Origin of the sequence: Granulicella mallensis (assembly GCF_014203225.1) — a bacterium.
Classification (GTDB): Bacteria; Acidobacteriota; Terriglobia; order Terriglobales; family Acidobacteriaceae; genus Granulicella; species Granulicella mallensis_A.
This window is the reverse complement of sequence record NZ_JACHIO010000003.1, coordinates 72203-91702: the sequence shown is the minus strand read 5'-3', so window position 1 is coordinate 91702 and position 19500 is coordinate 72203. Positions and strand designations below refer to the sequence as shown.

Annotated in this window: 11 protein-coding genes, 1 tRNA gene and 1 pseudogene; 8 read left to right on the top strand and 5 right to left on the bottom strand. The window is 52.2% G+C overall.

All coding sequences use genetic code 11. From position 1 onward, the window contains the following. Window positions 1-373 precede the first annotated feature (373 nt). Complete coding sequence (locus HDF15_RS26170) at window positions 374-2563, bottom strand: tetratricopeptide repeat protein (RefSeq protein WP_184252923.1); 2190 nt, start codon at window positions 2561-2563, stop codon at window positions 374-376. 189 nt (window positions 2564-2752) lie between these two features. Here HDF15_RS26170 and HDF15_RS03730 point away from each other — a divergent pair. The 5 genes from HDF15_RS03730 to HDF15_RS03710 all read left to right on the top strand — a co-directional run bounded on the left by HDF15_RS03730 (window position 2753) and on the right by HDF15_RS03710 (window position 12061). Further along, a tRNA-Ser gene (locus HDF15_RS03730) sits at window positions 2753-2842 on the top strand. 430 nt (window positions 2843-3272) lie between these two features. Next, the gene (locus tag HDF15_RS03725) at window positions 3273-5150 is read left to right on the top strand and encodes a capsule assembly Wzi family protein (protein ID WP_184252922.1); all 1878 of its coding nucleotides are present in this window, start codon (window positions 3273-3275) and stop codon (window positions 5148-5150) included. A 278-nt stretch (window positions 5151-5428) separates the two neighbouring features. Further along, window positions 5429-7756: a hypothetical protein gene (locus HDF15_RS03720; RefSeq protein ID WP_184252921.1), complete on the top strand. Its 2328-nt coding sequence runs from the start codon at window positions 5429-5431 to the stop codon at window positions 7754-7756. A 3-nt stretch (window positions 7757-7759) separates the two neighbouring features. Then, complete coding sequence (locus tag HDF15_RS03715) at window positions 7760-10414, top strand: hypothetical protein (RefSeq protein WP_184252920.1); 2655 nt, start codon at window positions 7760-7762, stop codon at window positions 10412-10414. Window positions 10415-10648: 234 nt separating this feature from the next. Further along, a complete protein-coding gene (locus tag HDF15_RS03710) occupies window positions 10649-12061 on the top strand; it encodes a lipopolysaccharide biosynthesis protein (RefSeq protein WP_184252919.1) in 1413 nt (470 codons plus the stop codon). Between the two features lie 151 nt (window positions 12062-12212). Here HDF15_RS03710 and HDF15_RS03705 read toward each other — a convergent pair whose 3' ends face one another. Further along, a complete protein-coding gene (locus HDF15_RS03705; RefSeq protein ID WP_184252918.1) occupies window positions 12213-13166 on the bottom strand; it encodes a glycosyltransferase family 2 protein in 954 nt (317 codons plus the stop codon). Between the two features lie 265 nt (window positions 13167-13431). Beyond that, a pseudogene (locus HDF15_RS26365) lies at window positions 13432-13560 on the bottom strand (helix-turn-helix domain-containing protein); the annotation flags it as partial. Between the two features lie 532 nt (window positions 13561-14092). Here HDF15_RS26365 and HDF15_RS03695 point away from each other — a divergent pair. Then, window positions 14093-15133, top strand: coding sequence for an acyltransferase (locus HDF15_RS03695; RefSeq protein ID WP_184252917.1), 1041 nt, complete (start codon window positions 14093-14095; stop codon window positions 15131-15133). A 167-nt stretch (window positions 15134-15300) separates the two neighbouring features. After that, the gene (locus tag HDF15_RS03690) at window positions 15301-15513 is read left to right on the top strand and encodes a hypothetical protein (RefSeq protein WP_184252916.1); all 213 of its coding nucleotides are present in this window, start codon (window positions 15301-15303) and stop codon (window positions 15511-15513) included. A gap of 275 nt (window positions 15514-15788) precedes the next feature. Here HDF15_RS03690 and HDF15_RS03685 read toward each other — a convergent pair whose 3' ends face one another. Continuing rightward, window positions 15789-17396 (bottom strand): DUF6798 domain-containing protein, encoded by a 1608-nt coding sequence (locus tag HDF15_RS03685; RefSeq protein ID WP_184252915.1) that lies wholly within the window; start codon window positions 17394-17396, stop codon window positions 15789-15791. Between the two features lie 263 nt (window positions 17397-17659). On the opposite strand from HDF15_RS03685, the gene HDF15_RS03680 reads away from it, so the two are divergent. Then, on the top strand, window positions 17660-17956 hold the full coding sequence (locus tag HDF15_RS03680; RefSeq protein ID WP_184252914.1) for a DDE-type integrase/transposase/recombinase: 297 nt from the start codon (window positions 17660-17662) through the stop codon (window positions 17954-17956). Between the two features lie 185 nt (window positions 17957-18141). On the opposite strand, the gene HDF15_RS03675 is transcribed toward HDF15_RS03680, so the two are convergent. After that, complete coding sequence (locus HDF15_RS03675; RefSeq protein WP_184252913.1) at window positions 18142-19272, bottom strand: acyltransferase; 1131 nt, start codon at window positions 19270-19272, stop codon at window positions 18142-18144. Between the last annotated feature and the right edge of the window lie 228 nt (window positions 19273-19500).

Here is a 19500-nt window from a genome sequence, read left to right as displayed (position 1 = left end):
GAAGGCCTGGAACATTGCGATTTCTTTAGGACAAGCGGTTTTCTAGAAGAAAACCGATGCGAGGCCCCATAAGAAAACAGCGAGAGGAACGTTGTCAACTTAAATCAAAAAACAGGGCAAAATGCCTATTCATCCGGTTGCAAGAGCGGTCAGGGAAGTTGTGGAAATTCTGAAGATGGGACGCCTTCCGCGCTTGAAAGTTACACAAATACATCCCTGGACGTAGTCCGTTCCAGGAACGCAATGCCTTTCAAAACGATGCATGACCGCAATGAAATCAGAGAAAACGATTACTTGATGTCGTCAAAAGCCCTATCTTCCCCAAATTTCGACAGAACGGTGCTTGTTTTCTCCCAATCAATCGAGCAGTAGGCTATCGCGTTCCTAGCTGCTGAAGGATCGTCTGTGCCTGTTCCGCAACTCCAGGCGCGGGGGAGTGGGCTGCCTTCTCCAGCAGAGGCAGGGCCATGCGTACCTGCCCCTGCTGCAGGAAGATCTCAGCCAGATTGAGCTGCGCGGGTCCGAACTCCGGATTGATCTTCAGCGCGGCTTCGGCTTCTGTCTTCGCCTCTGGAAGACGCTTCAGTTGCAGAAGCGCAACGGCGTAGTCCCCATGAGCATTGACGTTGGCTGGATCAAGCTGGACGGCTTTTTGCAGATGGAACGCAGCCTGCTTCCAATCGCCTGTGCCCGCCAGCAAACGTCCAAGATTCGCTCTGGTCGCTGAGTCGTAGGGATTGGTCGTCAGGGCTGCGCGAAATGCCGTTTCGGCATGCTGTATATCTCCGGACTGAGCGAGAACGGACCCCAGGGTGTTTTGTGCGTCGGCGAAGTCGGGTTTGAGTTCCAGTGTCTTGCGAAGGTCGGCGACTGCCTTGTCCGAATCTCCGCGTCTCGATTCAATCAACGCCTTCTCGTACCAGAGCAGGGCGTTATCAGGTTCATGGTCGATGGCGCCCTGTAAGACGGTGAGCGCTTCATCGGTCTGTCCGGCATTCCCCAGTGCGACGCCGAGCCGTCGCTGAGCCCGTGAAGAGAGGGGATCGAGCTTGAGCGCCTGCCGGTAAGCATCGATTGCGCCTGGAAGATTGCCGGTGTGCCGCATGGCGTCACCCAGCTCGATGGAAAAGTTGGGTTGACTGGGGGATTTCGTTCGAATCAAATCCGCCAGTGCCGGAATCCCTGCCTCGAGATTGCTTCCGTCGATGATCTGCGCCGCGGCGTTGTATAGGTCGTCATCCGGGGAGGCATCTTCGTGATCCAGAAGGTAGCGTTTTACCGGACCATGATAGGCCGTTGCGGGTGTCTCCGGAACCTCCTGCCGATCTGCCAGCAATACCTTTGCCGGCGGTGCAAAGCGCTGGATCAGGTGGTCCGTCATAACGGCATGAATGACATCTTCGGTTCTGCGTTTCGGCATATGGCACGACACGCAATCGTTGGAGGCAGGGTGCTGATGCTGCGCGATCTTCCCAGGCAGGTTCGCGCCATGACACTTCATGCAGATATTGGCGTAGTACGTAACCGATTCAAGCCCTTTGTGCAGGTCGTGAGGGTTATGGCAGGTCTCGCACGTCAGCGCTCCCTGGCTCTTGAGATAGCACTGTGATTGACGAAGCCGGTAGGGGGCATCCACGATCTCGAAGTTATCGGTGCGGCCATGATCCGGGTCCCGGGCAAAGTACGCATTGAAGCTGGCGAGCGGCTGATCTGCTCTGTAGCCGAAAGGTTCCTGATCGTAGTGTCGAATGCGATCTGGTAGTGGTTGACTGGTGGTTTCGAGATGGCACTGCTCACAAACTTCCATCTGGCGATCGTTGCTCAAATGAGTTGGATTGAGAATCTGGGCGCGAATCTGCTGCACAGACGTCCCTGGAGTTTGCGCGGCTTTGACGTGTGCCGCTCCCGGCCCATGGCAACGCTGGCAATCAATGCCTTCCGGCAAGGCACCGCTGTATACGGAGTTTGCCGAGAGATCACGATGCGCGATGGGCGGAATCTGCGGATACGCATTGTGGCAGAACATGCACTCGTAGGCGATGGGACGGCGTGTCATCGGGTGGGCATTGTCGAAGCCGGGATTCATCCCCCAGTGACCTCCGCCTTCGGCGTACCAGGCTAGCGGCAGTTCGATCAGCGTTCCATCTTGCTCGCGATGCAGGTAGGTCTTCACATGATTTCCCGAACCCATGATGTAGTCGATCAACAGCTCTTCGACATTCTCAGGATTACCGTCAAACCCCTTTTGCCAGCGGCGCTGATAGTATTTGCCGTCATGTTGCGTCAGCGTGTAATAGCTGCCGGATGCAGCGTGGTAGAACTGACGATCGCGGGCGGGACTCTCGACGGTATCGCTGGCCTTGGGCTTGTAGAAGGCGTGGGCCATTCCGGTGCGAGCATATCCGGCAGCTTCGGTGGCATGACACTGCGCACAGGAGGCGGGATCGGCATACTGCTGTGCGATAGCGGCCTTGGGCGGTTCCTGGTGATGCATAAATAGAAAAGAAACCGCAGCCGCCACGATGAGCAAAGAAACCACGGCTATGGAATGCTTTTTCGTCACGAAGGAGAGTCCGTCCACTTGGATTTGGCAGGTGATCCGCCCAGCCAACGCCTCATCCTAACGAAAGATTGGCTATTGTGCCATGAAGCCATATGCGCCCAAGCCTGCTTCTTGCTCTCAGGGGTTTTAGATCGACAGGCTTTGCTGCTACCCTTGAGAGAGCAGATGGCACAAGCCGCGTGAATATGCGGAGGGATGTGTGAGTGGTTGAAACAGGCGGTCTTGAAAACCGCTTAGCCTTAACGGGCTACGGGGGTTCGAATCCCTCTCCCTCCGCCATAAATTTTTACACCGCGCTTTGCGTCAGGGGTTCGAATCCCTCTCCCTCCGCCATCAGCTTGCTTTGTGAACTTGCTATTCCATTCCCTCATCTTTTGAACGCTGATTCCACAGCAGTTGCAGATACCTGCGATTGCAGCTGATCATTGCTTGGGATAGTCTAGCCATATGTCTACGGTGCTTTATCAGCCTTTGCGAAGCTTCTTTAGTCCGGCTCATGGCGAACATCAGGCCTGAGATTTCTTCCGGTAAGAGGCTACCGTGGACGATGCGATGGTTTGCATGAACTGATCGATTTCGTTGCCTCTTTGTATCTCTGAATATGGGCAATCTGCCAAACTTAGAATTCAAAGAACTCCAGTAAGAAACCTACCCGAGTGTTAGCGTAAACGCTCGCGGGGGGTGAAGCTCTGGGCAACAGCGAGGTTTTATGTCTCTCTTTTCAATAGCTAGATCTGCGAGCCTGTTTTGTGTCGTCGTGGTGGCTCCGGTCTATATGCCTATGATGGATGCACAGGAAAGCTCACTCGCCGAATTTAGCGCCAGGTATGTCCCTATCGCAGCAACTGTTCCGGAAGTCAGGGCCAGCGCCGTAAGCTCAGACGGTTCCGAGCGTCCAACGGCTGTTTTATCCACCCCCTCTTCTATCGAGACCGGAAATTCTCATCAAGAATCGTTTGATGGAAATAAGAGCAAAGAAGCTTTGGGTTCGGCTTATATTCCTGTCGATAGCTGGATCTACCCTGCATTGCTGCGGCTGTACTCCCTCGGATACCTCGACACAGCCTTCTTATCTATGCGGCCTTGGACGAATCGCAGTGTCTTGCACATGTTGGATGAAACCGAGGACTCCGTTCGTTTGAATGGGAGCGACGAGGCGAAGGAGATATTCGCCAAGGTGAAGAGGGAGTTGCAGCGTGACCCCAGCTTTGAAACTGTGCCCTCGTCTGGTCTTGTCTATGGACTGAACTCGGGCTACATCGGTGTGCGGCAGATAGCGGGCCCCGTACTCCGTGACAGCTTTCACCTGGGGCAGAGTTTTATCAATGATTATGGCCGTCCATACTCCACCGGCTTCAATAGCTATGATGGATTTTCTGCCATCGCTGAACGGGGCCGGTTCTCTCTTTACGTGAGAGGCGAATACCAGCATGCACCGCATTACGATGGATATTCTTTCGCGCTGGCGCAATCTCTTTCCATTGCTGACCGTATTCCTTATTCCGGCTTTAACCTTCAGCAATCGACAATTCCAGAGGGTATTCTTCCATCGCAAAATAATTTTCGCTTGCTTGAGGCGAATGTATCGGGTCACCTTGTCGGCCACGAGATCTCGTTTGGCAAGTCCGATGCCTGGCTGGGCCCGGGCCTGGGAGGCGCGATGGCATGGTCGAATAACGCCGAGGACATGTATACATTCCGCATCAATCGTGTGGAACCGCTAAATATTCCATGGTTGAGCAGGGTTCTTGGTCCGGTTCGATATGACTTCTTCATTGGAAGCTTGAAAGGGCACACTGATCCGAATTCTCCCTGGGCTCACTCTGAGATGTTTTCTTTCGCTCCAACCAGTGATTTTCAATTTGGTTTTCAGCGAACGATTATTTTCGGAGGAGAGGGGCATGCCCCTGTTACTCTGCATACCTTCCTTAAGGGCTTTTTCGATATCAACGATACCGACCTTGCTACCAAGTTCTCACGCTTTGATCCTGGTGCACGTTTTTCAACCTTCAACTTTTCGTATCGGCTTCCGTTTCTGCGTAAATCAGTCACACTCTATACAGACTCCACTACGCATGACGACGTAACGCCGATCAGTGCGCCACGGCGAGCCGGTTGGCGTCCGGGCATCTATTTCTCGCACCTGCCTTACGCTCCGAAACTTGATCTGCGTATTGAAGGCGTCTATACGGACTATCCCACGCTGCGTAGCCAGGGTGGCGAAGGCAACTATGATGAACAGATTGAAGTTCAGGGATATACCAACAAGGGATTCATCATGGGCGACTGGATTGGCCGCGAAGCCAAAGGCGGCCAGGCATGGCTTACCTATCATCTGTCCGGTAATGAATTCATCTCCCTCCAGTACCTGAACAAGAAGAATGCAAAAGATTTCATCCCGTCGGGCACAACACAAAACACCTTCCGGTTGGATATTACGAAGCGAATACGGCCCGATATCGAATTGAGCGCCTATATTCAAAACGAACGCTGGAAGGCACCTATCTACAAATCCGGTTTGCAGTCGGATACGACAGGCAGTTTTCAAGTTGCATGGTATCCAAAACTAATCAATAAAACTCCTTAGGCAATGCTTGCCCATGAATGGTGTTTGCTCTGATCGGAGAAGAAACTGAATTTGAGGATAGGGACGGATCGTAGGGCTCTATCCTCAATAGTGATAAGTGATATTGGCGTTTGTAGGCGGCCTTAAGTGAATCCTGCCAGTATTGCTGGCATTGAATTCGCCGTCTTTCATGGATAACCAGAACGATCCTTATATCCTCCCAGGATCTTAGAGCGGTGTAATCTCCACCACCCTATAACCTTGGCAGTGTGCAGTTGTAAGGCCACCGAAAGGACCCAATGAAGAACCTGTTTTGCCTCCTCTTTATTCTGGCTGTTCCGGTATACGGGCAGGGTGTCAGCGGAACAAATGCCACGAAAGGGAGTCCCGCAGATGTTCCCACCGAAGGAGCAAAAGGAAACCTTGCGGTGCCTTCGTTGCCGGGTTTTACGCAAAAGGGATCGACAACGGTCCTCGACCGTGACGATCAGTTGAGGCTTAGCCTCAATCCGGAACAGTTTGGTGCTGCGGGAACAGGTTCGGGAGAAAACGGTGATGATTGTGCTGCGATCAACCTGGCAATTCAATATGCTGCCCAAGGGGCTGGTCTGAATACTCCCAAAGTTGTGCATCTCAACGGACGCAACTATCGCTGCTCAAAGGCCAACTACCAGATACTCATGCCTCGTGACTTTGGAGACTACTCCCGAGCTTCGGCCGGAGAGGGTGCACAGTTTTCGTTAGATATTGTGAATGGTTCTATACAGAGCTGTGGCATCTCTGGCGGAAAAGGCTATAACCCAAAGGGATGGATCATTGGGCAGATAAAGGATGCCTCCTATCATGGTTCAGGTGGCTCAGTGTATGCCCTCACCGACAATAACGGGGTTCCAATCCCTGGCTCTTGCGTAGTGGATAGTGCAGGGATCAATTACCCTCCAACGGGCGTCGATGTCTATTCTTTTGCCCAAGGTGCCGATGGGGCTACCGTGATGGCAACTATGTCGGACGGCACGTTTACCTCCGCCACATCCATTTCTAATAGCACTGGAATGCCTCAGGGAAATGGTTATCCATCCTTTGCTTTCGGGCTGCCGGCAGGGCTGGTTTGCAAGATCAAACCTCAGTTTGCGGGGACGGCTGGTAAATCGGGTTTAAGCGTAAGTGCTCTAACATCGGTTCGTGTTACGGCTCCAGGTTCGGGGTGCACTTATAACGGGACTGCCTCGGCAAAGGTTCCTATCTGGGTGGGGGAATCAGTGGGCGAGGGAACGGCACAGGCAAAAAATATTGCCCCCTCTTCCGCTGTGACAATAGGATGTGCCATACAGCTTCGCGCTGGTGTAAGCATCGAAGGCGATGGTGGCACGATCCAGACGGACTGGCAGACAGGCGTCTACGGTCCAAACGAGATTGTTGCCTTATGCGATGCTTATGGGAATCAAGCTCGGAACATTTCGATCAGAGACATTCATCTCGCCGCGCCTGCAGGCATCTGGTTGTCCGGAACAACCAATAACTTTACCGTCGAGAATGTCACTGAACAGTACGCAACGCCCAGGGTTCAGGGACCGAAGACCTATATCCCTGGTTCTGGAGGAGGCCTCTTCTTTTATGCTGCCCAAACGGGGCCCGGCACAGTCATCGACAATATTTCAAATTATGCTTCCGGCGGGATTGTCGTGGGAGGCCAATACACCTCGCGTGGCGAGTTTGGTCTCGGTTCTATGGGCGGAACCAACGTTTCGAGTGGTGGAGGTATTTATACCTATGCCGTAAGTGGGTCTGCAGATGGGCTTGTTATCAATAACTTTCGCCAATACCAGCAATATGGGAACAGTTACAACGCTCTTCTCGATCAATTCTTTGAGAAGTTTGTATGGCACGGGGATTTTACGCCTGCCTCTACGCCCAAAGCCGCAAATGGGCAAGGAGTGTGCCCAACAACTCTAACCCCACAGGTCCGCTCGGTAGATTATCTTTTTGGAGCAGGCAACTCGAGTCGATTTCAGTGCTACCGAGGTATCTCTGACCGAGCGATTACCATTCTTTCCAGATCGCCTTATGTCTCACAGAACGTGAGCATCTCTAATGTATGGCAGGACAAAGGCTATAGATCTCCGATCATAGCCAGTGTGACCAATAGCCGATTCAGCATGGTCAGGATGCCTGCTCTTGGAAACACATACAAAGATCCATTCATTCCGCCTGGTACAAAGGCAGTTGCTGTCATCGAAACTCCAACAAACTTACCTTCTGGACCGGTCAATCGATTTGAAGGTATATCCAATCCCGATCCGGGCCGTTCCCATTTCACGACAACCTTGCTTGGTACATCTTTCTCTGATGACCGGACAGCTTCTTCTTCCTGGGATATGGTGGCCGGAATGCCGAGTGGCGGACATATCATCACGATACAGAACATCTTCGGCAAAGCTGGTTCTCTAAAGTTCAAACACAATCTTGGAACCCCGAATCCAATCAGCAACTGTTATTCGACAGACAGTACAAGTGCACCCTCTGTTGCTCTAATTCCCGGTGATATAAACAACGTTTTGGTGACATCTTCAGCGGCCGCAACCGTCGTATGCATCTTCCAATTTGCTCCTGCTCCGGGAAGCTATTAGGTCATGAAGAGGCTCATCCAAACGATTCTTTTGATGGTGATGCTGGGGTCCGCCTTGCGTGCCCAAAATACGCCTATTCAGCTTCCTGCAAATTGGGCGAAGCCTCACTACTACAGTACGGCTGATTCTGCTTTTCAGGATGGGAAGTTTATCGTCCCTGTTCGTTCGAACCAGATAGGCTTTGTCTTCAGTATTCCTGCTACGGTTGGAACCCCTCCGGTTCCTGTACGCTCTACCAGCGCAGAGGTGAAAAATGCGGCTGGCGTGGTCATTCGAAAGTTATGGCAAAATCGCGCTTATTCTCCTGGCAAACATGGAGAGATTTGGGATGGTCTCGACGATTATGGTGTGGCAGCAGTCGGAGGACCGTTTACACTTTTGCTCCAATACAACGGTGTGCAATATCGATGGGATGGGGTATTAGCAGACACTAGTCCGGACCCGACCGCTCCTGATTCGTGGTCGGGCGTGGGAGGGCTATTCCCCTATGATCTCGTTTCCATCGGTAGTGAGGGCTTTACTGCCGAGGGATATAACGAAGGCGGCTATAACTCTATTACCTTCCCGTTGGCCACGCCTTCTCTTCGGGTGAACCCACTGATTCCGCAGAGTATTGGAGGCGCAATGTTTCTTAGAGCTTCAACGGACGGGAATCTTATCTACTATTCCAGCATGATTTATCTGCCTGGATCTACCGTCAAAAGCTGGGTCACCGCGGTGGATAAAAAAGGTAACATTCACAATTTTTCCGCTGGAACGGTTTTGCCACGCACGTATTTCATGAACGCTGTTGATCCCAAAAATGTACGTTACGTTACGGTACAGGGGGCCGATACCATCAACAACACCGAGGGGATTATTACCGGTGTTGCGGTGCAGCGTCATGGAAGCCTACTCGCCACTGCGCATGGCAAACGCAATCTTGTAGCGAGTGCCGATGTCATCAAGCTTTTTGACAAGGACACGGGAGCTCCTGTCGGTGGGATGGCCGGTTCCATTGCAATCACGAACCCACAACGAATGGCGTTTGATCTTGCAGGGAATCTCTGGGTGCTCTCCGGCGATGGTCGAAGTGGTGACACTCTCTCCAAGATCGCAGATGTCGGATCAACCAATATCATTACGACACCTATTCGAGGACTCAGCAATCCCGTCGCCCTGGCCGTTAGCCCTTTGACTGGAGACCTGTTCATTGCAGATGGCGGAAAGAACCAGCAGGTATTCGAGTACAACGCCAAGACGAATGAGCTTGTGAGAAAGCTTGGAAAGCCTGGAGGCTACGGCATTGGAGATTCCTGTGACTCAACCATGTCTCCTGACAAGTTCTATTTCGATTATGGCGGAATGGATGTGGGGCGGCAGGTCGATGAAGCTGCAGGGCAACTTGATACGTTTATCAATGTGGATGATAAAAATAACCTGGAAATAGGCGATAACTCGACCGGTCAAATCAAGTTCTTTCATTTGTCCTCAGGAGTGTGGACCTATACGAATCGCGTTATGTACCAATCATGGCAACGCACGATTGCGGCGGCAATGAATGATCCAACCAGGCTATTTGCGGGGCAGGGGGCCATGATGGAGATAACACGTGATTGGTCGAAAGAACTTGTTCCGGGAGACCCCGATCCTGCTTTAGGAGGAAACGGAGCGTGGACTGCATCCCATTATTGGTTGCCGTGTGTCATATCGGCGGTAGGGTTTCCAACTGCTTCGTTGATTCCACATATCCGCGATGTCTGGAAGAGTCCGGCCAATGGGAGAACCTACGCTCTTGTCGGGGACATCATGAACAAGTTCGTCTGGACGATTCTCAACTCGAATGGGAGTGTGACTGCGGCAAAATCTCTGGCGACAAATATTTATGGCTGGACAACCATGTCGCCTAACGGAGATCAGATGTATGTTCAGCGTGGCGGACCCAAGACACGATATACCTTCGCTCGCTATCCTCTTACCGGGTACGATTCAGAGAACATGCCTGTATACGGGGCTTTAGTCAATGGACAAACCATTGCGGTAGATCACGCGCATGGAGAGCCATGGAACTCCGCTCTTGCGTCCGATCCGACGAGTGGAGGGATCACGGCAGTCTTCGATCAGAATGTAAACCACGATGTACCGGGAAGCACCCCAGCTTATCATCTGGGTGGCGTTCTGCCAGGAGGGGCTTCGTTTGCATGGACCGCGATGCCTCAAAAGGATATAGCGTGGGCCGATGGTGATGGCAACTTTCCCTCGGCTGATCTTGCCCGTATGGCCGCAGAGGGCGGAGACGTTCACTCCGTAGGGAAGGAGATTTTTGCGATGTATGCCGGCAACTACTCTGCCTGGGGATGTCAATTTTTCCACTATCACGAAGATGGTCTGTTTATCGGTCAGTTTGGCTATATGACTAAGTTTTCCGCTACCCCAAATGGTCAGGATGCATGGGGAATTAATGGAGTTCCAAACGTTGCTACTGGTGAGAAGAAAGTCCCTGGGTTTTGTGGAGACGTTGGAGCTTTCAAGGCTTTCCAGGTTGGAACCCACATCAAGATCATCCATGGAGATGAGAGTTACTTTCCAGGCTTGCACGAGTGGGATGTCTCGGGACTTGAAACTATCACCGAGCTTACAGCGACTGGAGTCCTTGGCCATACTGTGACTTTGCAATAGAGCCACCAATTGCAGCCACTTGATGAATGCATGCACTCGAACGGTGGCCCTTGAATGATGGACCTGAGGCTGTAGGATCTCAGCCCATGGCTCTCTTATAATGAATGAAGCAGCCCAGTACATGCTTTTGGCAACTCTCCTTGGGGGAAATGTGAACTGCCTGCACATTGATCGATTGTTGTCTCAACTGCCATAGCTCCTAACAGCGAGTTATGGCAAACGTTTAAGGATGTTATGGTTAAGAACAAAAGAATTTTTCGCACGCTCTACGATCAGGTTGCTGCTAAGGCTGGGGCAATGCTCCAGTATTTCAGTGCCCAGGGCGTTACCATTGCGGCAACCCTCCTCTACGGCCTCCTCTGTGTGCGTTTATTGCCGTCGTCCGAGTATGCGAAGTTCGTTGTTCTCTTCGGGGTCCAGGGTACTCTCCTTGTCCTCATGGATGTGAATTTCTCTGGGACGCTGATTCCTCTCGTCGGCGATCGTATCGATAATCGTCAGTTGATCGCTGATTATGTTGCATCGTTGCGGCAACTTTCGTATTGGGCGTTTGGAATCGTGGGCACGGGGACAATCTTTTTCTATCCCCTCCTGGTAAAGCATAGAAATTGGAATTGGCAGGTCGTCGCATCAATGATCGTGATCCTGCTGATCTCCACATGGTTCGTGCGCATCGGTTCAGCGTATGGAGCGGTTCTGATCCTGCTGCGCAGACGAGCACTCTGGTATCGGGCCACAATGATTTCGAATGTGGGAACCCTGGTGTTGCTCGTATTGTTTTGGCGGCTGCACCTACTGGGCCCTTTTACAGCTATTTTGCTCAACGTTCTTGGCCTTGTCTATGTAGGCATTGACTATTATTGGCACGCGCGCAAGCTTCTTGGAGTCGTCGGCATACCAACGCCTCAATTGAAACGTGCCATTGTTGGCCTTGCGCTGCCCAATATTCCGCAAGCCATTTTTTACGCTCTTCAGGGACAGATATCCCTTTTCCTGATCACCTTTTTCGGGCATACGCAAGGTGTTTCGAGTGTAGGTGCATTGGCGAGACTGGGGCAGATCTTTGTCATCTTTAAGCAGGGAAATGCTCTGTTTATAGAGCCCTATTTTGCGAAGCTGCCTAAATCGCGCTTGCGATCCAGCTATACGATCACTCTACTGCTTACTGCGGCAATTTGTTTGGCCGTTATGCAGATGACCTATTTCTTTCCCCAGGTTCTGCTGTGGGTGTTGGGGCCGCAATACAGTAATCTGCGGTTTGAAGTTCAGCTTGCGGTAGCCGCAAGCTCGATAAGCTTTTTCAGTTCGGTGATGTGGTGTATCCATACGGCGCGAAAATTCGTCTACTGGTGGAATGTCGGTCTCAGTATCGGACTTACACTCGCTGTACAGATCCTCTTCATATTCAAAGCCGATATGAGCACGGTGCGAGGTGTGCTGTGGCTCACTGTGGCTACCAATGTGACCTCGCTTTTCATCAATATTCTTTCCGGCGCCTACGGATTCATCAAGGGACCGAGGGAGACCGAGGAAAAGCCTGTGATGGTTCCCGAAAGCGTGGTCGAATCCGAAGCTTATATGGACTTATATCCTCTGGAAGATGGCAGCGTGCCTCTTGAGTCCGTGCCAAGAAAGAGCGAGTCGTAAGAGGCGGACAGTTGAGGGCATCAACCGGCGTACCCTCAACTGTCCATTGATTTCAACGCCGGATTGTAGACCTGTCGAGCACACCTCTAACGCCTATGACACCAGAGGTGTCCAGGCGATGCTCGGAGATTTGAGCGATTGAACTGGGTATTTACAGACGGGGCTGCGGCGAACGCAGTACCTCGCGCAGCAGGTACAGCGGCCGCTGTTTGGATTCGGTATAGATGCGCCCCACATACTCTCCCAGCACACCCAGGCAGAGCATCTGCGTGCCGGACATGAAGAGCATGCCAATGAACGATATCGCCCAGCCCTGTACCCACGAGTGGGTCACCAGTCGCACCACCAGCGAGTATATGATCCCGATAAACGCCAGCAGTGCCGCTGCGAAGCCCATGATAGTCACCAAGCGAAGCGGAATGGTGGAGAACGACACGATGCCGTCGAGCGCGAGGCCTAGCATTTTACGCAGCGGATATTTGGTCGTGCCGGCAAAGCGCGCTGAGCGCTCGTAGTGCAGCCCAATCTGGTTGAAGCCGATCCAACTGGACATGCCTCTCAATAGACGATGCCGCTCTGGCATCTGCCGGAACGCGCTTACGATGGCTTGGTCCATAAGGCGGAAGTCTCCGGTATCGAGCGGAATTTCGACATCGGAGAGCGAGTTAATGATGCGGTAAAACATTTTGGCGGACCACAACTTGAAGCCGGTTTCACCCTCGCGGTTTACGCGCACGCCGTAGACCACCTGATAGTCCTTGCGCCAGAGTTCGAGCATGGAGGGAATTAGCTCCGGCGGGTCCTGGAGGTCGGCGTCTATGATTACCACGGCCTGGCCGCGTACGGCATCCAGCCCGGCCGAAACCGCCGGTTGATGGCCGAAGTTGCGGCTGAATCGGAGTACGACGACGCGCGGATCAGCTTGGTGGAAGCTGCGCAGCAGCTCTGCGGTGCGGTCTCGAGAGCCGTCGTCCACGTAGATGATTTCATAGGCGTCGGTAATACCGCTCAAAACGGCGGAAAGCCGTTCGTGACACATAGCAATGCCATCTTCTTCGTTGAAGCACGGCACAATCACACTAATCAGGGGTTGAGACTCGATCATGTCAGCGTGCACTCAGCATTGTAGATTTGAGATCTCGATGTACTCAGTATACGTGAGGGAAGGTCAGTGGTCCTCCTGATAAGGCAGGAGGGGAATCCTCTGTAGTGGAGCAATTTGAAATTCATTTTCACGAACGGGCTTTGTGGATTGTGCTCTTAACCTGAAAGCAGATCGTAGGGAATGGAAACATCTTTCTGAAGAGCAAAGAGCAATTTGCCGGAGATTGAGTACATCCACTGACCTAGACAGACTAAGCGGTGCACACTCAAGCGGCAGGTTTGTAGATCGTGCGGTAAAAGGTGGAGCGAGCAATGCCAGAGTGGGCGGCAATCTCAGCGACAGGCATGTCGGCGGTTTTGAGCAAGGAGCGAATTGTTCTAATTTCTTTAGGGGAGAGCTTCGCCGGGCTACTTCCTTTGCGAGCGCGGGCGGCTTTCTGACCGCGACAGTTCGCTCTCGAATCTCACCAATGCGGCGGTATTTGAGACGTAGTCTTCATGAGACACTCCTAGGCCGCTAATAGGGCCCACGCGAGGACTATTCGAGTTGTCCCAAAGCCTCCGTATCCGTACACTCTTCGATCATGCCCAATCGCGAACTGTCCACACATCGACAGGAACTCCTAGTTGCTCAGCGATGATGTTGATTAGAGGGTGGTGGGATGACCGGCTTTACTGGATTGAGTAGTTTTATTCGCGACTGCACAGCCAACTCTCGCAGCGCCCGATCCGCATGCCCCAGCCCAAAACAAAGAGAAAAATAGCCATTCCGGAGAGCATGGGCGATCCTCAAGGCAGGCTATGGATTTGATGCCCTTCGAACTTGGAACGCGCATGAGGCCCGCATTCCACAAACTCACAGTCTCGACTAGGGATATCTTGTAAAATTGGCGTTGCTCCTCCATCCTTTGTGACGAATGGAAACAAATGACGAACGTCGTAGTTAATCCAGCCACGCCGCCCGAGCATCATCGTTTTCATTTCCTTGATGCTCTCCGAGGCTTGGCGGCCATACTCGTCATCATGAGGCATTCTCCACCGGTCTATGCGCAGTCCTTTGTTACTGAAAACAGTTTTCTTGCTGTTGACTTTTTTTTCTGTCTCAGCGGCTTCGTCATCGCCTTCTCCTACGAGCAGCGCCTCAGCACCTTTCTTACCTTCAAGAATTTCTTTGTCGCCCGCCTTATCCGCCTGTATCCGATCGCCGCTATCGGCACGGTCGTCGGTGCGGTCGAACTAGCCCTCCAGTTGCACCTGCACGCCCCTGTAGGCACCTTTATTTTCCGAATCGCCTTGGAAACCGCCCTAGGACTCCTTGTCCTTCCCTCCGCGCGCTATGTCCTCTTTCCTCTCGACAGAGTAATGTGGACCCTTTTCTTCGAACTTATCGCAAACCTTTTGTACGCTGTCCTTGTGCGCAGGCGACTTGCCACTACCGGTTTCCTCGTTATTTTGGTGACCCTCGCTGCTATTGCCCTCACCGGCGAGCGCCTCCATCTCGGTACACTCGATCGCGGCTACACCTTCGACAGCGCCTACGTCGGCTTCAGCCGCGTCTCCTTGTCCTTCCTGTTGGGGGTACTCACCTTCCGCCTCTATCGCCACCAGGCACGCGCCCGACTGCTCGTCGGTCCGTCGATTCTCGCTGCCACTGCCATCACTTTCGTCTTCGTGTTGGCTCTCTGCGGTCCCCCCAGTCTTACCCACAATGCCGCACCAGAATTAGTCTTGCTCCTCCTACTTTTTCCACTGATTGTCTATTATGGCGCCCACGTCTCAGTTTCCTCGCGCTGGACGCCCCTTTGCGCCTTTCTCGGCACCATCTCCTACCCGCTTTACGTCCTGCACCCGCCTATGCTCTGGCCGCTGACATTGTCCCAGCTATCCGCTTCGCCCACACCCATCAACCGCTCTCCGCGCCTGTCATGCTCGCCTACACCGCTGGGCTCGTCCTGCTCTCCTGGTTAGCCGCGCATTTTTACGATATCCCCGTCCGCAAAACCCTGACCCGTCTTTACAAGCAACGCTCCACTGTCGCCATTGTGCGCTCTTGATGGGGGCCATCAACTAAGTAGCTGCTTGTATTCCTAAAACGGTTATTTCAGCCAGGATAATCGCCCTGAAGGAGCACGTTTGTGGCCTTCTACCGGGTTTCGACTGAGCATCAGGGTGAGAGCGGTCTTGGGCTTCAAGCACTGCAGGACGCTGTCTCCCGCTTTTTGGGGACCAGATCCCTGCTTGCCGAGCTCGCGAATCTAGACAGGCTGACCCGTAACTTTCATTTCATCTCCGGCCTCATTGAGACAGGGGTCTCCATCCCGATCAAGGAAGTCTGCACGTTGACGTAAACGTGATGAGCTGCTTCTGCGTAAACTTCACCAATGAAAGGTCGTCTTGCCGAGATCAATCCTTGCCGAACGAATCTGCATGTCGATGACGTGACATACACGAACTGAAGATTTGGCTCGGACTGAGGGATCTTTGCGAAATAGAACTATCCACCGTACATTTTCCGGGTGTCTTGCACCTGCGCGGCATCCAGAAAATTGTAGTGACGCTGAACTTCGCCTACCGTTTCTGCAATGTGGAGCTTGATTCAAGAGCCTTCACGAATTGTTGTAAATCAGTCCTTGATTGCATAGAGATAGTAGTTAGCGTTTGCATGAACGAGTTGAAGATTTGGCTCGGATCGAGGGATCTTTGTGAAGTAGAACTGCCCACCGTATCTCTTGTGGATATCTTGCACCTGCGCGGCATCAAGAAAGTCGTAGTGACGCTGAACTTCAGTTTCTGTATCGGTCCCAAACGTGTGATAGGGACCTCCATTCATGGCGCAGTACCGTTGGTACCACTCAACGATTAAGCCATTGTGAGGGTCACGACCAAAGTTGACAACCGTTGCTCGCTCCGATTCCAACGTGAAGTCATTGAGCCATGGAGGCGCGATAATGACGGTGTCCTTGGGGGTATTGAGTCTTATCCACTCCGTCATTTCGGAGTAGGAGGTTTGCTGGTGATTTGCGAAGGCCACCCATGAGGTAACGAACTGATGTACGAAGAACTTATCACTCTTCATTAAACCTATAGAGATGGTAGGCAAGATCAAGAGTGCACACGCTACGGCGCCGGCTGTCACCCTGGCGCCATGGGGCTGCAGCTGGGCGAAGCGAGGTTTAGATACACGAGAAATCAAATTCGCGATCAACGATGGCAATGTGAGGCATGCAAAAAAGAAAACGAGTACATCTGCGGCACGGAAAGGGTAGGTTTTAAGCAGGCCCAGAAAGTTTGCTTCGCGGGCAAGCACTCCACAGGCAAATTCCCCGAGCAGCATGAACAAAAATAAGGAGAGAAACGTCCGTTTCTTATCTCCGAGAGAGACACAGAAGCTGAGTGTTGCCAATGTGGCGCAAACGACAAGTTCAACCAGTTCGCGCCAGCCATGAAAGTGGTGTGGATCCATGTGGTGCGGATTGCGGAACATAACAATCAGCCAGTCGATGGAGATGCCCGCAGGCGCTGGAGCCGAGACCTCCATGTATCTCAGTGCAATGAGGGCCATCGGAAGGCACACTGCAACTGTGATCAGGGCGGGAATGACGAAGCCCTTTAAGAAGTTTTTCCGTTCAGCAATCAAGAGTGCGGCATAAAATGCCAACACCGTCCAAAGCGCAACGGGGACGTGAAACCAAAACGCAAGACCACAGAGGACTGCCGCCCATCGTGGGCGATTACGCAGCAGCATTTCAATCGCAAGAAAAAGACATCCGTAGGCCAGGCATTTACCTTCTGCATCGCCAAAGATCCACTCACCTGCGCCGAGCGATTGTCCTTGATCCACCCAGTAGAAGAAGCCGATGGCCAAGGCGAAGAGTGGTAGTTGCAGAGCCTTGGCAAGGCGGACAATGACGTAGAGCAGAAAGATCCAAACGCATGCGCGAGCAATGAGCGCAATGACAATGCCGTCCTTTGTCAAAAACCAAAGCGGAGCAAAGATCGCTCTGAATAGGATTGTGAGGCGGTCCTCGTCGTAATGCGCTAATAGGAGCCAGTCATGTGAGATGAATGATGGATCGTAAAAGAGCCTTAGGCTTACGAGCCTAGTCGCGTCGTTCGCGAGGTACTTGGGGATGAAGTCCCGGTAGATCAGAATCAGCAGTCCAGGTATAAGACCGAGCCAGTACTGTGTCATGACCCAAGTACGGAATTTCGCCGCCACTGTTTCCTCCATGCTCCGTTATCCAGCGGTATCAGCCCCATTGGGTCGATACCGCTGGATAGTGCAAACCGAGTCGACATTCATGATAAATGCTGACGGTTCTCTTATATCCTTTATACAACGTACGAGTCGGGGTAGAGCTTGCGGCGAAAGGGCAAAGTGGGGTTGATCGCGCCTTTAACGCCACTTTAAGACTTCACGGCAACGCAGAAAAGTTCAAAAGCACAGCACCGGGTTAGGCGTGGGTATGTCCCTCGTTGAGGACCAGTTACAGGATGGCACGCGGCTCCGTTCGTTTGATAATCGTAGATTTGTATGCCCGCGATGCCGTGACTATCGAAGCTGGACAGAGCTTGAAGGCGGACGATGTTGTTCGAACCCTGAACCGGCTCGAGTCTAGCCGTGGAGCTTCGAAGGTGCTGCCCTCTGACAACGACAGCGAGTTCATTAGTCAGGCGATAGATCTGTGGGCCTATTGGAATGGAGTGAAGATCGGTTCCAATAGAATTGGTAAGCCGACCGACACCGTTTTAGTGGAGAGCTTCAATGGACGTTCCGAAGCGAATGTCTAAACATCACTCGTTCATGCTAATGGCCCCCAAGTAACTGATTGCAGCATAGAGGCAGGAACACATTGAGAGTCGTCCCCACTCATCTCTTGATGCTCGGCCGGAGGCTAGCTCTGACCTTGGTACAGGAAAACTAGGCCTTCAAAGCCGCGCTATACTAACAATCCAACATTGAGTAAGCCACGATGCTAAGCATCAGAGGCAGCTTCGAGCGTCTCCCGGCTACGGGACTTAAACGCGCTAATCAACCATCTCCTGACCGGCGTTTCAAAGTAATAAAAGCTGAGCACGCTTAATCCAACGCACAAGAAGAGATACACCGCGAACTGTTCACCTGTCATTTTTTCGCTAGTCCCTACGTACCAATGCAGGACAACAGCATGCAACAGGTACAGCCCAAAGCTGGACTCTCCGAGCACTACGAGCCATCGCTGGCTAAGCCATTGTGAGACGCGAAACTGTGGGTAAGATAGAGCCCAGATCACAGCAGCAAACAATGGGGCCAGAAGGCCATGCTGAAGGTTTGTATAAGGGACTCGATGTCCGAGTTGCACAATTGCAAAGAAAGCCGCAATAGACAAAACAAGAGTTGCATAAAGAAGCGTCGTGGGTGGCCCTGCGGGTGCCATTCGTGAATTATTGTCTCGCTGCCAGCGAGCCAGTAAAATGCCCAGCGCAAATGTAGATAGGTGAAGCAATGGATGGAATTTTAGTTCTCCCATGTGCATGGGAACGGTAAGAAGCCAAACTGCCAACTGACCAAACACGTACACCGCAGTTGCGGTGAGCCAAAGCGATCTTCCGTGCAGCCGCCATAACGCTTTTCCTATGATAGGAAAGCTTGCATAAAAGAAAGCTTCTACAGAAAGTGACCATGCCGGTTCGTTAAGGGCATACTGCAGTTTCGCAGTCCAGGCTTGGAGTAGCAACATGTTGCCAATAAGCGTGCCAATCGTTTTGACTATGGCAGGTTTTATGCCATAAAGAGCGGTTCTCTGATGTAGTAGAAATGGTGTGTCCGCTAAAAGTGTTACAAAAAGCAACGGGTATATACGGGCGAATCTGGCTACGCCGAAGTTGCGTGTCTCTAGCTTGGTTCTTGGGAGGTAAACGATTGCCAGGATGTAGCCGGACAGCAGAAAAAAGAAACTTACCGAGATAAACCCCAGGCTGATCAAATGCAGGATGAACGATGGAATCTTTTGTGACCCCGGAAATTCATGAAAGAAAACGACATATAGTGCCGCGAAAAATCTCAGGGAAGTAAGCGCATGAATCTGATCGGGACGATTCAGTTGAGGCGAGAGTGCCTTTGGCATGCAAGATTCCCTACAGGGCGACAGCCCTAAGTGTCTGCCTCTAAAGGCACGATTTCATTTTACGAGGATACAATACATCCCTTGTTCGAACTAATGTGGGACTTGGTCGTGATAACGCAACGCTGGCTTACAACGATGAGCCAGTCTGATAGATGATGGATAAACACGGAGATGTCATCTTGGCGAACACTCAATTTGGGCCTACATTTATGATAGGTGCAGCAGCTC

What these genes read in the sequence shown, in the direction of transcription:
- HDF15_RS03685 (WP_184252915.1), bottom strand. Translation starts at nt 17,396, where the DNA reads ATGGAGGAAACAGTGGCGGCGAAATTCCGTACTTGGGTCATGACACAG.
- HDF15_RS03715 (WP_184252920.1), top strand. Translation starts at nt 7,760, where the DNA reads ATGAAGAGGCTCATCCAAACGATTCTTTTGATGGTGATGCTGGGGTCC.
- HDF15_RS03705 (WP_184252918.1), bottom strand. Translation starts at nt 13,166, where the DNA reads ATGATCGAGTCTCAACCCCTGATTAGTGTGATTGTGCCGTGCTTCAAC.
- HDF15_RS03720 (WP_184252921.1), top strand. Translation starts at nt 5,429, where the DNA reads ATGAAGAACCTGTTTTGCCTCCTCTTTATTCTGGCTGTTCCGGTATAC.
- HDF15_RS03695 (WP_184252917.1), top strand. Translation starts at nt 14,093, where the DNA reads ATGACGAACGTCGTAGTTAATCCAGCCACGCCGCCCGAGCATCATCGT.
- HDF15_RS03725 (WP_184252922.1), top strand. Translation starts at nt 3,273, where the DNA reads ATGTCTCTCTTTTCAATAGCTAGATCTGCGAGCCTGTTTTGTGTCGTC.
- HDF15_RS03710 (WP_184252919.1), top strand. Translation starts at nt 10,649, where the DNA reads ATGGTTAAGAACAAAAGAATTTTTCGCACGCTCTACGATCAGGTTGCT.
- HDF15_RS03680 (WP_184252914.1), top strand. Translation starts at nt 17,660, where the DNA reads ATGGCACGCGGCTCCGTTCGTTTGATAATCGTAGATTTGTATGCCCGC.
- HDF15_RS03675 (WP_184252913.1), bottom strand. Translation starts at nt 19,272, where the DNA reads ATGCCAAAGGCACTCTCGCCTCAACTGAATCGTCCCGATCAGATTCAT.